Origin of the sequence: Pseudomonas sp. WS 5503 (genome assembly GCF_012985385.1) — a bacterium.
Classification (GTDB): domain Bacteria; phylum Pseudomonadota; class Gammaproteobacteria; order Pseudomonadales; family Pseudomonadaceae; genus Aquipseudomonas; species Aquipseudomonas paracarnis.
Genome location: NZ_JAAQWI010000002.1, coordinates 383542 through 395610, shown reverse-complemented (window position 1 = coordinate 395610; position 12069 = coordinate 383542). Strand labels below are relative to the sequence as shown.

Sequence of the window (12069 nt, the reverse complement as noted above, 5' to 3'; positions counted from 1 at the left end):
GAGATGGCTAAGTGCCTTGCCGCCGACCGCATCCGGGACGAGACTGGTGACAGGTACTTATTGAAACGATATTTGACGATTGAGCAATGTCGCCTCAGTGAGCGTCTACAGTTGGACTGATAGTGTGTGAATGCACCAAAGTCGGGTGATGCGGTCATAACCAGACTATCCATTAAACAGGGGGGTATTCGGATTGTTTATCAGTGAACCCTACGACGATGCCCGAATGCAGCGGGTCTTGGGCGCTATTGAACAGGTCCGGGTAAATTTGGGTGCCATTCTCAGGGCACTTTTTGCCGCTCGCGCTAGTCTTAGCGTGGATCGCTGTGACGTCAGTCACCGCACCTGTCTACGCTATCCTTGTGCGAGACTCACGCAGGAATCCAGCGCAATATGAATGTCCTGATCGTTGATGACGAACCCCAAGCCCGCGAGCGACTGAGCCGTCTGGTCAGTGAACTCGAGGGTTATTCAGTCCTTGAACCGAGTGCCACCAGTGGCGAGGAGGCGTTGACGCTGATCGACAGCCACAAGCCCGATGTAGTGCTGCTCGATATCCGGATGCCGGGCTTTGATGGCCTGCAGGTCGCCGCCCGCCTGAGCGAACGCGAATCGCCGCCTGCCGTGGTGTTGTGTGCGGCGCAGGATGAGTTTTCTGCACAGGCGCTGGAAGACAGCGGTGTCAGTTTTCTCGTCAAGCCGGCCACTGCCGAAGCCTTGCTCAAAGCCTTGAAAAAAGCCGAGCGTCCCAGCCGCGCCCAACTGGCTGCCTTGACGCAACCGGCTGCGCAAAGTGGTAACGGGCCACGGAGCCATATCAGCGCGCGTACCCGCAAGGGCATCGAACTGATCCCACTCGGCCAGGTGGTCTACTTTATTGCCGATCACAAATACGTGACCTTGCGCCACGAGACCGGTGAAGTGTTGCTCGATGAGCCGCTCAAGGCGCTTGAAGACGAGTTTGGCGAGCGTTTCGTGCGCATTCATCGCAACGCGCTGGTCGCCCGTGAACGTATCGAGCGCCTGCAGCGCACGCCCCTGGGGCACTTTCAGTTATTCCTGAAGGGGCTCAATGGCGATGCGTTGATCGTCAGCCGACGCCATGTCGCTGGCGTGCGCAAAATGATGCAGCAGCTTTAGCCCAAGGGCTGCGGCGCGGTCTGCATTCCTTATCCCGGTGCGGCGTGGCCAGGGAGGCCCCGCACTTGCTGATTCAAATCAAAGCGTATTTGCCTGAGCTGTTATTATCCGCCGTATCTATTCAGTACGGATTGATCCATGTCCTCTCGCGAAATCCGCATCGCCACCCGTAAAAGCGCCTTGGCCTTGTGGCAGGCCGAATACGTCAAAGCACGCCTTGAGCAGGCCCATCCCGGCCTCAAGGTCTCCCTGGTGCCCATGGTCAGTCGCGGCGATAAGCTGCTGGACTCGCCACTGTCCAAAATCGGCGGCAAGGGCCTGTTCGTCAAGGAATTGGAAACTGCGCTGCTGGATAACGAAGCCGACATCGCCGTGCATTCGATGAAAGACGTGCCCATGGACTTCCCTGAAGGCCTGGGCCTTTTTTGTATCTGCGAGCGCGAAGACCCGCGCGACGCCTTCGTTTCCAACACCTTCGCGTCTCTGGACGAATTGCCGCCAGGCAGTATCGTCGGCACCTCCAGCCTGCGTCGCCAGGCCCAGTTGCTGACGCGGCGTCCCGACCTGCAGATCCGCTTTTTGCGTGGCAACGTTAACACGCGCCTCGCCAAGCTGGACGCCGGCGAATACGACGCGATCATCCTCGCCGCTGCCGGCCTGATCCGCCTGGGCTTTGAAGACCGCATCACCTCGGCCATCAGCGTCGAAGACAGCCTGCCCGCTGGCGGGCAGGGCGCAGTCGGCATCGAATGTCGCACCGCCGACAGCGAAATTCACGCACTGCTCAAGCCTCTCGATCACGCGGACACCGAAGTGCGTGTTACCGCCGAGCGTGCCTTGAACAAACACCTCAACGGTGGCTGCCAAGTGCCCATCGCCTGCTATGCCGTACTCGAAGGTGAGAACCTGTGGCTTCGTGGCTTGGTCGGTGATCCGGACGGCGGTAACCTGCTGACCGCCGAGGTGCGTGGGCCGCAGCGTGATGCCACGGCCCTGGGGATTCAGGTCGCCGAGGAACTGCTGGAAAAAGGCGCGGGTGCCATTTTGCAAAAAGTCTATGGCGAGGCCGGCCCGCAGTGACCAAATGGCGAGTGCTGCTGACGCGGCCTGCCGAGGAGTCGACGGCCGTGGCGGCGTTATTGGCCCAGAGCGGTATTCACAGCAACTGCCTGCCTTTGCTGGAGACTGAAGCCTTGTCGGTGACCGCAGAGCAACACGCGGTGTTCGGCGCGCTGCCGCGCTATTGCGCTGTCATCGTGGTGAGCAAGCCGGCTGCACGCCTGGCGTTGCAGCGGTTGGGGGGCAGTGTGCCGCCAATGCCCTGGTTCAGTGTCGGCGCGGCGACGGCACAGATACTGGCCGATCATGGACTCAAGGTTCACTATCCCGCCACTGGCGATGACAGCGAGGCCTTGCTTGAACTGCCCGCCTTGCGCGAGGCTATTGCACTGCCGGGTGCCCGGGTGCTGATCCTGCGCGGCGAGGGCGGGCGTGAGTTGCTGGCAGAGCGTTTACGCGAGCAAGGTGCTAGTGTCGATTACCTGGAATTGTATCGGCGTTTTCTTCCGGTGTATGAAAAGGGCGCGTTGATGCAACGCATCCAGTTGGAACGCTTGAACGGCCTGGTGGTCAGCAGTGGGCAGGGTTTCTTACATCTGCACGCGTTAGCCGGCCCCGATTGGCCAGAGGTGGCACAGCTGCCGTTGTTCGTGCCCAGCCCGCGTGTATATGAAATGGCGCGGGCGGCGGGTGCAGAAAAAGTTGTGGATTGTCGCGGCGCGAGTGCCGCGGCTTTGTTAGTGGCGTTAGGGAGCTATCCCGTTCCCACTCTCTGATACGCAAAGGACGGATACGTGAGCGAAACAGCCTTGCCTAAAGATGAAGCTCAGCCCGCGCTTGATGCGCCGGTCGAGACACCGGTCAGCGCACCACGCCGTGGCAATGGCCTGGCCGTCGTCGCCTTGCTGTTGGGCGCTGCGGGCGTAGCCGCCGGCGGCTGGGGGATCTGGCAGGTCCGTGCCCTGCAAGCCAGCAGCCAGCACCAACTGGGCCAGGTGCAGACCCTGGATGACCAGTCCCAGAGCCTCAAGCAAGGCCAGCAACAGCTGGCCGCCCGCCTGGCGCAGTTGCCGGGTGCGGATGAGCTGGAAGAGCGTCGCCGCCTGGTCACGCAGTTGCAGGGAGATCAGCAGCGCCTCAACCAGCGTCTGGAAACCGTGTTGGGTGCCAGCCGCAAGGACTGGCGCCTGGCCGAGGCCGAGCATCTGATCCGTCTGGCCAGCTTGCGTTTGTCCGCCTTGCAAGACATTAACAGCGCCCAGTCGCTGGTCCAGGGTGCCGACGAGATTCTTCGCGAACAGAGCGACCCAGGGGCTTTCGCTGCACGGGAGCAATTGGCCAAGAGCCTGGCCGCGCTGCGCAGCACCGAGCAACCGGACCGTACCGGCCTGTACCTGCAATTGGCTGCCTTGCGTGACCAGGTGGTGCAACTGGCGGCGATTGCCCCGGAGTATCAGCTCACGGAGCCTGCTTCCCAGGGGCGCCCCACCAGCGATACGCAGAACCAGTTGAGCCAGTGGTGGGAGCAGATCTCCCGTTATTTCCGCATTGACTTCAACCCGGATGACAACATCCGTCCCTTGCTGGCAGGCCAAGGCCTGAACCAAGTGCGCCTGGCCTTGAGCCTGGCACTGGAGCAAGCCCAATGGGCTGCGCTTAACGGCGAGGCGGCCGTCTACAGCCGCTCGTTGGGGGAAGCGCGCAGCGTGTTGCAGGACAACTTCAACCAGGACAACCCGCAGAGCAAGGCGATGCTGGCGCGCATTGCCGAGCTTGAGCCCAAGGCCGTGTCCGTGGTCACGCCTGACCTGGCCGCGAGCCTGGCCGCTGTGCAGGCGTACCTTGAGCGTCGTCATCTGTCGGCCGACGAAGCCAAGGCCGCGGCTGGCAAACCGGCGACCCAGGAGTAGAGCTGATGAAGCGTTTCTATGTGATCCTGGTGCTCGCAATTGCGCTCGCCCTGGCCCTGGGTGTAGGCATTTCGAAGCACACCGGCTACGTGTTGATTACCTATCCTCACCTGCTGCATTACGAATCAAGCCTGTGGGCGACATTGGTGGCGGTGTTTGCCATCGGCCTGGCGATTTATCTGGTCCGCGTGTTGTGGAGCCTGGTCACCACATCCGGTGGCGTGGTCAACCCCTGGTCACGGCGCAATCGCAGCCGCCGTGTTCAGATCGCTATCGAGCAAGGCCAGATGGACCTCGCCGAGGGACGTTGGGCCAGTGCGGAGCGCCACTTGCACCGCGCCGCCGAAGCAGAGCGTCAGCCGCTGCTGTATTACATCGGTGCCGCCCGTGCGGCTAATGAACAGGGCCGTTATGAGGAATCCGACGGCTTGCTGGAGCGCGCTCTGGAGCGCCAGCCCCAGGCCGAACTGGCCATTGCCTTGAGCCACGCGCAATTGCAGATGGATCGAGGTGATACGGAAGGCGCGCTGGTCACTCTTCAGGCGATGCATGAGCGTCACCCGCATAACGCGCAAGTGCTGCGACAACTGCAACGCCTGCATCAACAGCGTGGCGATTGGTCGTCTGTGATTCGCCTGCTGCCTGAGCTGCGCAAGGACAAAGTCTTGCCCGCCAATGAACTGGCCGAGCTGGAGCGTCGCGCCTGGGGCGAGAACCTGAGCCTGGCGGCCCAGCGTGAAGAGCAAGGCGAAGCAGGGTTGCAGTCCTTGGAACGCGCATGGGAGCAACTGACCACTGCCCAGCGCCAACAGCCACAACTGGTGTTGGCGTATGCCGACCAACTGCGTCGATTGGGCGCGGATGCCAAGGCCGAAGAAGTGCTGCGTGGTGCTCTCAAGCGCGGTTATGACAGCCACTTGATCCGGTTGTACGGCCTGTTGCGCGGCAGTGATCCTGCGCGCCAATTGAAGTTTGCCGAAGGCTGGCTCAAGGACCACCCAGGCGATGCCAGCCTGTTGCTGACGCTGGGCCGTCTGTGCCTGCAAAACAGTCTGTGGGGCAAGGCGCGGGATTATCTGGAAAGCAGCCTGCAAGTGCAGCGCAATCCCGAAGCCTGCGCCGAATTGGCTCGCCTGCTGGCCCAATTGGGCGACACCGAGCGCAGCAACCAGCTGTTTCAGGAAGGCTTGGGATTGCTCGACAATCGCCTGCTGTCTTCGCCGCTGCCGGTGCCTGCGCGAGCTTGAAGTAGGAAAGGGTGAGTGGATTGGCTCGGACCGATCCGACACCCGCTCCTTCAAAGCTTGAAAACACTCGGTTTAACTGGCCTTGTTACTAATTCCTACCTGTTGTAACTGAATTTCCTCGGGCCCGTGGCGGGTTGTCCTTATGTTTTCGAGGAAATGTCTGCTCTAGGGCGTATTGAAAGGGGTCGGGCCTTTCCTCTACCGTAGCGACCTATCTCTTGCAGTGCGGATAAACAATGTCTTTGGCCCCTTTACGCTCTTTGTTTTTCCTGGCGTTCATGGCGGGTGCGCTGACGTTGGGCGCGTCTTTCTACCTTCAATACGGCGCGCTGCTACGACCTTGTTTTCTATGTCAGGTACAGCGCCTGTTCCTCGCGTCTTTTGCTTTGATCAACCTGATTGCCGCGCTTCATAGACCTGGGCGTTCCGGCCATTGCCTCTACGGGCTGGCGAGCATGGCCTGTGCGTTGTTGGGCGCCATCACCGCAGGCAGGCAAGTGCTGTTGCAGAACAGGCCGGCCAGTCAGGTCGGGGATTGCTGGCCCAGCGTGCAGCATATGCTTGAAAACCTGTCTGTCTGGCAGGCAATGCGCTCGGTGTTCAATGGCACGGTCGATTGTGTCGAAATCAACTGGACGCTGTTTGACCTGAGCCTGCCTGAGTGGAGTCTGTTGTTCTTCGTGGCGATGCTGATCCTGGGGTTCATGCAGGTGTCACGGTTGTTGTTCGACAGGCATTTGCGCCTCGCAACGCCTTGAAAACGAGACTCAGGTTGTAGGAGCGGATTAAACACTTGTATGAACATTCTCTCCTGCGTACCTTGAAGCCATAGTCATGCGGGCATAATCTGGCCCGCACGCGTTATCCAAACCGCTTGTCAGACACGGCCTTGTCCGTCTGCTGCTTCATCCTTGAAGTGTTGCGCAGGTACAGAGCTGCGGCGCCCCAATAGGGAAGAGAGATCATCATGTTGGAAAGTTGTCAGAATGCTCAGGAACGCTGGGGTGGGGTGCATAAGCTGATCGATAGATGGCTGTTGGAGCGCCACGAACTGATTCAGGCCTATGACACTCTTGGTGCCCATCCCGATGCATTGGCTGAGAAGCAAAAGCCTCTGCAAGAATTCTGCGGGTCTTTGGTGGACTACGTGTCTGCGGGTCATTTTGAGGTTTATGAGCAGCTGACCGGCGAAGCGAAAGCCTTCAATGACAAGCGCGGATTGGAATTGGCCGAAACCCTTTACCCGCGCATTGATGTGATCACCGAGAAGCTGCTGGCCTTCAATGATCTGTGTGATGAAGGCAAGTGTGTTGCTGAAAAATTCAAGGAGCTCGGCGGTCTGCTCCATGAGCGTTTCGAGTTGGAAGATTGCCTGATCGAAGTGTTGCACACGGCCCACAAACAAAAGGCTGCTGTCCAGGCCTGACCCTTGGCGGCGAGATAAAAAACGGTGCGCATGTCGCACCGTTTTTTTATGGGTCAGTGGCGAGTACCGAGCAGTTCAATTTCGAACACCAGCGGCGTATAGGGGGGGATCAACTCACCTGCGCCGTCTGCGCCATAGGCCTGGGCTGAAGGAATCACCAGACGCCATTTCGCACCCACCGGCATCTGTTGCAATGCACTGCTCCAACCGCTGATCACGCTGTTGAGGCGAAACCATTGCGGTTGCGTACTTTTGTCGAAGACAGTTCCGTCAGGCAGTCGGCCCACGTATTTAACCTGCACTTCATCGCTGGCCAACGGCTTGTTGCCAGTGCCCGCTACCAGCTCGGTGAGCAGGATCCCATCGGCCAACTGACGAACCCCGACGGTGGCTTTTTCCTTTGAGAGAAATTGCTGCTCGGCAGCGAGTGCTTTTTCGCTTTGAGGTCGTTGGGCGTCGGCGGCGTTCTGCGCTTCGTGCTGTGCGAGGATCTGTTCGATGCGCGCGTTATCCAGCGCCAGTGGTTTGCCCTGGTAGGCTTGCTTGAGTCCGTCGAGCAGAGCCTGTATCTGCAGGTCGGGGACTTCCTGGCGCAACCGTTCGCCAAGGCTTGCGCCCAGGCTATAGGCAAGATCGTGTGGGGTTGCGGCGGTGGTGTTTGAAGAGGGTTGCTCGCTTGCATCGGCCACGCAGATCGCCAAGCCGAACACTAGAAAAAGGTAACGCGACATGGGCATTCTCCCGGCGAAAGTGCGACGGATTATGCCAGTGCGGCTGGGTAAAAAGTGACGTGGTTTTCCGTTATATCGATAAGAATTTTCGCACGTTGCAACGCAACGCAAACGATACTGTCAACATGCCCTAGCGGCGGTAAGAGCAGAGGGCTAGTATGAGCCGCACCCACGTCAGCCAGGAGGTAAACCATGTCGGCCAAACAGAAGCCTGTAAATACCCCGTTGCACTTGCTCCAACAACTTTCGGGCAGCCTGCTCGAACATCTGGAAAGCGCGTGCTCCCAAGCCTTGGCTGATGCAGAAAAACTGCTCGCCAAACTGGAAAAGCAACGCGGTAAAGCGCAAGAAAAACTGCACAAGTCCCGCACCAAACTGCAAGACGCCGCCACTGCCGGCAAGTCCAAGGCGCAAGCCAAAGCCAAAGGCGCGGTCAAAGAACTTGAAGAGCTGCTGGATGCTCTCAAGGATCGCCAAGCCGAAACCCGCAGCTACATTTCCCAACTCAAAAAAGACGCTCAAGAAAGCCTGAAATTGGCCCAAGGCGTTGGCCGTGTGAAGGAAGCCGTAGCTAAGGCACTGGGTGCTCGTACGCCTGCAAAAGTAGCCGCGAAGCCAGCCGCTAAAACTGCTGCCAAACCAGCCGCGAAGCCAGCCGCTAAAACTGCTGCTTCCAAACCAGTCGCCAAGCCAGCTGCTAAAACCGCTGCTTCCAAACCAGTCGCCAAGCCAGCTGCTAAAACTGCTGCTGCCAAACCAGCCGCGAAGCCAGCCGCTAAAACTGCTGCTGCCAAACCAGCCGCTAAGCCAGCTGCTAAAACTGCTGCTGCCAAACCAGCCGCTAAGCCAGCTGCTAAAACTGCTGCTGCCAAACCAGCCGCCAAGCCAGCCGCTAAAACTGCTGCTGCCAAACCAGCCGCGAAGCCAGCCGCTAAAACTGCTGCTGCCAAACCAGCCGCGAAGCCAGCTGCTAAAACTGCTGCTGCCAAACCAGCCGCGAAGCCAGCCGCTAAAACTGCTGCTGCCAAACCAGCCGCTAAGCCAGCTGCTAAAACTACTGCTGCCAAACCAGCCGCTAAGCCAGCCGCTAAAACTGCTGCTGCCAAGCCAGCCGCGAAGCCAGCTGCTAAACCTGCTGCTGCCAAACCAGCTGCCAAGCCAGTCGCTAAAACGGCAGTTGCCAAACCGGCCGCTAAACCCGCTGCTGCCAAATCAGCCGCTAAGCCAACTGCTAAACCTGCTGCCGCCAAACCGGCCGCGAAGCCCGCTGCCAAGCCAGCGCCCGCAAAGCCAGCTACTCCAGCAGCACCCACTGCTACTCCGGCAGCAGCCACCGCTCCAACTGCATCGGCCAGCAGCACCCCTGCACCGGTAGCGCCAAGCACCACCCCAACCAGCGCTTCCTAAGTGTTGGTGGCCATGGCGCGCAATTGCAGCAGCGCGTCGTGGTCAAGGTTGGCGGCTTCGGTCGCCAGGCCTTCAAGCCATTCTTGCTGACCCGGCACCTCATTGATCGGCCACGCCTGCGCCAGCGCTTCCAAGCGCGCCAGCAGCGTTCTTTCGGCCTCCAGTTCCAGTGTCTTGACCTGCTCTCGTAGCAATGCCAATTGCGCATCCTGCTGGGCCAAGGCTCGCCATTGCCCGCGCATTTGTCGCAAGGGTTCGACAACCTGCACCCGCCACGGCTGGGCAATCTGCTGCAGTGCCTGAACGCGTTCGGGCTTATATGCCACACCTCGCCATTCCAGCCACGCACCACACAACAACAGGCACACGTCTGCCCCTTGCTCCTGCAAGCGCAGGCAAGCGGCCTCCACGCCCGGGCGGGCATAGGTCGAAAGGGCAAAGCTCCACAGGTCAGCGCACATATTCACACCCAAGCCAGCGGCCAACGAAGCTGGTAGACTCCGCCGCCATTATGATCCGACTTCAAAGCCTAACATTACAGCGTGGCCCGCAACGTCTTCTCGAAGACGCCGAGCTGACCCTGCACGCCGGTCACAAAGCCGGCCTGATCGGAGCCAATGGCGCCGGCAAATCCACGTTGTTCGCCTTGTTGCTGGGTGAGCTGACCCCGGATTCGGGGGACTGCCTGCTGCCGGCCGACTGGCGCATTGCCCATATGCGCCAGGAGATCGACACCCTGGACCGTATCGCCATCGACTACGTGCTCGATGGCGACCTGCGCCTGCGCCAGGTGCAGCACAACCTGGCTGAGGCCGAAAAAGCCCAGGACGGTGCCGCACAGGCGCGCCTGCACTCGGAGCTGGACAGCGCCGACGGCTATACCGCCGACGCCCGTGCTCGCAAGATGCTCGCCGGCCTTGGGTTTACCAACGAACAGATGGACCGTCCGGTCGCCGACTTCTCCGGCGGCTGGCGCATGCGCCTGAACCTGGCCCAAGCGCTGATGTGCCCCTCGGACCTGCTACTGCTCGACGAACCGACCAACCACTTGGATCTCGATGCGATCCTGTGGCTGGAAGACTTCCTCAAGAGTTACCAGGGCACCTTGCTGCTGATTTCCCACGACCGGGATTTCCTCGACGCCGTGGTCGATAACATCGCCCATGTCGAACAGAAGAAAATCACCCTTTACCGTGGCGGCTATACCGCGTTCGAACGCGCGCGTGCCGAACGCCTGGCACAGCAGCAACAGGCCTTTGAAAAGCAACAGGCGCAACGTGCGCACATGGAAAGCTACATCGCAAGGTTCAAGGCCCAGGCCACCAAGGCCCGCCAGGCCCAGAGCCGGATCAAGGCCCTGGAGCGCATGGAAGAGCTGTCGGCGGCCCACGTCGATTCGCCGTTCGACTTTGTCTTCCGTGAGTCGGTGAAGATCTCCAGCCCGCTGTTGGACCTCTCGGACGCTCGCCTTGGCTATGGCGACAAAACCATCCTGGAGAAGGTCAAGCTGCAGCTCACGCCGGGCGCACGCATCGGTTTGCTCGGCCCGAACGGTGCAGGCAAGTCGACACTGATCAAGAACCTTTCGGGTGAGCTTGAGCCGCTGGCCGGTCGCCTCACTCGTGGCGAGAACACGGTGGTGGGTTACTTCGCCCAGCACCAACTGGACTCGCTGGACGCCAAGGCAAGCCCGTTGTTGCACCTGCAACGTCTGGCGCCGACCGAGCGCGAGCAGACCCTGCGCGACTTCCTTGGCGGTTTCGACTTCCGTGGCGCACGCATTGACGAACCTGTGCTGAATTTCTCCGGTGGCGAAAAAGCCCGGCTGGCCCTGGCCCTGATCGCGTGGGATCGCCCGAACCTGTTGCTGCTCGACGAGCCGACCAACCACTTGGACCTGGAAATGCGCCTGGCGCTGACCATGGCCCTGCAGGAGTTCAGCGGTGCGGTATTGGTGGTGTCTCACGACCGTCACCTGCTCAAGAGCACCACCGACAACTTCCTGCTGGTGGCCGACGGTAAGGTCGAAGAGTTCGATGGCGACCTGGACGACTACGCGCGCTGGCTGACGGAGTACCGCCTGCGCAATGCGCCGGCCAGCAACACGCCGGTCAACCCGGACAAGACCGACAAGAAAGCCCAGCGCCAGGCCGCCGCCGCGCTGCGCCAGCAGTTGGCGCCGCACAAGCGTGAGGCCGACAAGCTGGAAGCCGAACTGGGCAAGGTGCATGAGCGCCTGGCCAAGATCGAAGCCAGCCTGGGCGACAGCGCCGTGTACGAGGCGGCGCGCAAGGACGAGCTGCGTGACCTGCTGGCCGAACAGGCCAAGCTCAAGGTGCGCGAGGGGCAATTGGAGGAAACCTGGATGGAGGCCCTCGAATTGCTCGAAACCCTGCAAGCGGAGCTGGAGGCGCTGTCCTGATGGAGGCGTTGCAATTACCGGTACCGGTGCAATGGATCGAACCCATCTGGATCGGCGTGCAAATCCTGCTGATCCTGCTGGCTGGCTACCTGGCCCAGCGCTTTGTCGCCAAAGGCCTGACACGCCTGGGTGAGCGCTACCCGCTCCCGCCGCAATTGCTGATGCCCCTGCGCGGCGGCTTGCGCTGGCTGATCATGGGCAGTGCACTGATCTTTGTATTGGGCCGCCTGGGTGTGTCGGCCACGGTGTTGTGGACGGCCCTGTCCGGCTTTGTCGCGGTGGCGGCCGTGGCGTTCTTCGCCATGTGGTCGGTGCTGTCCAACTTGCTGTGCGCGATCCTGATCTTTACCGTCGGGCCGTTTCGCCTGGGTGATATCGTCGAGCTGGTGGACACCGTCGACAAGCCGGGCGTGAAGGGCCGGGTCGTGGCGATCAACTTGCTCTACACCACGCTGATCGAAGTCGAGGAAGCCGGGACCAACAGCGCGATGGTGCAGGTGCCCAATAGTCTGTTCTTCCAGCGCTCGGTACGCCGTTGGCCCGGCTCTGGCACCAACATCCTGTAGGAGCAAGCTTGCTCGCGAAGACCGTCAACGATAACGCAGCGCTTGCAGTCAGCCCGCATCGCCTGTGCATTTTTCGCGAGCAAGCTCTCTCCTGCAGAAATCTGTAGCCAGCCTTTGGTCGCTGGAGTTAGCTTAAGGCACAACCGCTAACTCCCTTGCGA

The 12069-nt window shown here is 60.5% G+C and carries 12 protein-coding genes; 10 read left to right on the top strand and 2 right to left on the bottom strand.

Annotated elements, in window-relative coordinates; genetic code table 11:
- Positions 1 to 393 precede the first annotated feature (393 nt).
- The 7 genes from HBO10_RS07595 (at position 394) to HBO10_RS07570 (ending at position 6782) form a co-directional block, all read left to right on the top strand.
- Positions 394 to 1140, top strand: a complete 747-nt coding sequence (locus HBO10_RS07595; protein ID WP_034129045.1) for a LytTR family DNA-binding domain-containing protein — start codon at positions 394 to 396, stop codon at positions 1138 to 1140.
- Positions 1141 to 1278: 138 nt separating this feature from the next.
- Entirely contained in the window at positions 1279 to 2220 is a 942-nt protein-coding gene (gene hemC / locus HBO10_RS07590) for a hydroxymethylbilane synthase (protein WP_034129044.1), read from the top strand.
- Positions 2217 to 2975: a uroporphyrinogen-III synthase gene (locus HBO10_RS31255; protein WP_034129043.1), complete on the top strand. Its 759-nt coding sequence runs from the start codon at positions 2217 to 2219 to the stop codon at positions 2973 to 2975. Before hemC ends, HBO10_RS31255 begins: the two co-directional genes overlap by 4 nt.
- A gap of 18 nt (positions 2976 to 2993) precedes the next feature.
- Positions 2994 to 4109: a uroporphyrinogen-III C-methyltransferase gene (locus HBO10_RS31250; protein ID WP_034129042.1), complete on the top strand. Its 1116-nt coding sequence runs from the start codon at positions 2994 to 2996 to the stop codon at positions 4107 to 4109.
- A gap of 5 nt (positions 4110 to 4114) precedes the next feature.
- Positions 4115 to 5356 (top strand): heme biosynthesis protein HemY, encoded by a 1242-nt coding sequence (locus HBO10_RS07580; protein WP_034129041.1) that lies wholly within the window; start codon positions 4115 to 4117, stop codon positions 5354 to 5356.
- 236 nt (positions 5357 to 5592) lie between these two features.
- A complete protein-coding gene (locus HBO10_RS07575; RefSeq protein WP_034129040.1) occupies positions 5593 to 6114 on the top strand; it encodes a disulfide bond formation protein B in 522 nt (173 codons plus the stop codon).
- Positions 6115 to 6323: 209 nt separating this feature from the next.
- Complete coding sequence (locus HBO10_RS07570) at positions 6324 to 6782, top strand: Rsd/AlgQ family anti-sigma factor (RefSeq protein WP_034129039.1); 459 nt, start codon at positions 6324 to 6326, stop codon at positions 6780 to 6782.
- 53 nt (positions 6783 to 6835) lie between these two features.
- Here HBO10_RS07570 and HBO10_RS07565 read toward each other — a convergent pair whose 3' ends face one another.
- Entirely contained in the window at positions 6836 to 7513 is a 678-nt protein-coding gene (locus HBO10_RS07565) for an FKBP-type peptidyl-prolyl cis-trans isomerase (RefSeq protein ID WP_034129038.1), read from the bottom strand.
- Positions 7514 to 7705: 192 nt separating this feature from the next.
- On the opposite strand from HBO10_RS07565, the gene HBO10_RS07560 reads away from it, so the two are divergent.
- Positions 7706 to 8920, top strand: coding sequence for an AlgP family protein (locus HBO10_RS07560; protein ID WP_146469855.1), 1215 nt, complete (start codon positions 7706 to 7708; stop codon positions 8918 to 8920).
- Here HBO10_RS07560 and HBO10_RS07555 read toward each other — a convergent pair.
- Positions 8917 to 9381: a TIGR02444 family protein gene (locus HBO10_RS07555; protein ID WP_034129036.1), complete on the bottom strand. Its 465-nt coding sequence runs from the start codon at positions 9379 to 9381 to the stop codon at positions 8917 to 8919. The two genes, HBO10_RS07560 and HBO10_RS07555, sit on opposite strands and share 4 nt — an antisense overlap.
- 50 nt (positions 9382 to 9431) lie before the next feature.
- On the opposite strand from HBO10_RS07555, the gene HBO10_RS07550 reads away from it, so the two are divergent.
- Complete coding sequence (locus tag HBO10_RS07550) at positions 9432 to 11342, top strand: ATP-binding cassette domain-containing protein (protein ID WP_034129035.1); 1911 nt, start codon at positions 9432 to 9434, stop codon at positions 11340 to 11342.
- Complete coding sequence (locus tag HBO10_RS07545) at positions 11342 to 11908, top strand: mechanosensitive ion channel family protein (RefSeq protein ID WP_034129034.1); 567 nt, start codon at positions 11342 to 11344, stop codon at positions 11906 to 11908. Before HBO10_RS07550 ends, HBO10_RS07545 begins: the two co-directional genes overlap by 1 nt.
- Positions 11909 to 12069: the final 161 nt, after the last annotated feature.

Excerpts from the sequence above, each read along its gene's own strand:
- HBO10_RS07595 (WP_034129045.1), top strand. The coding sequence starts at position 394 with ATGAATGTCCTGATCGTTGATGACGAACCCCAAGCCCGCGAGCGACTG.
- hemC (WP_034129044.1), top strand. The coding sequence starts at position 1,279 with ATGTCCTCTCGCGAAATCCGCATCGCCACCCGTAAAAGCGCCTTGGCC.
- HBO10_RS07580 (WP_034129041.1), top strand. The coding sequence starts at position 4,115 with ATGAAGCGTTTCTATGTGATCCTGGTGCTCGCAATTGCGCTCGCCCTG.
- HBO10_RS07575 (WP_034129040.1), top strand. The coding sequence starts at position 5,593 with ATGTCTTTGGCCCCTTTACGCTCTTTGTTTTTCCTGGCGTTCATGGCG.
- HBO10_RS07570 (WP_034129039.1), top strand. The coding sequence starts at position 6,324 with ATGTTGGAAAGTTGTCAGAATGCTCAGGAACGCTGGGGTGGGGTGCAT.
- HBO10_RS07565 (WP_034129038.1), bottom strand. The coding sequence starts at position 7,513 with ATGTCGCGTTACCTTTTTCTAGTGTTCGGCTTGGCGATCTGCGTGGCC.
- HBO10_RS07560 (WP_146469855.1), top strand. The coding sequence starts at position 7,706 with ATGTCGGCCAAACAGAAGCCTGTAAATACCCCGTTGCACTTGCTCCAA.
- HBO10_RS07555 (WP_034129036.1), bottom strand. The coding sequence starts at position 9,381 with ATGTGCGCTGACCTGTGGAGCTTTGCCCTTTCGACCTATGCCCGCCCG.
- HBO10_RS07550 (WP_034129035.1), top strand. The coding sequence starts at position 9,432 with ATGATCCGACTTCAAAGCCTAACATTACAGCGTGGCCCGCAACGTCTT.
- HBO10_RS07545 (WP_034129034.1), top strand. The coding sequence starts at position 11,342 with ATGGAGGCGTTGCAATTACCGGTACCGGTGCAATGGATCGAACCCATC.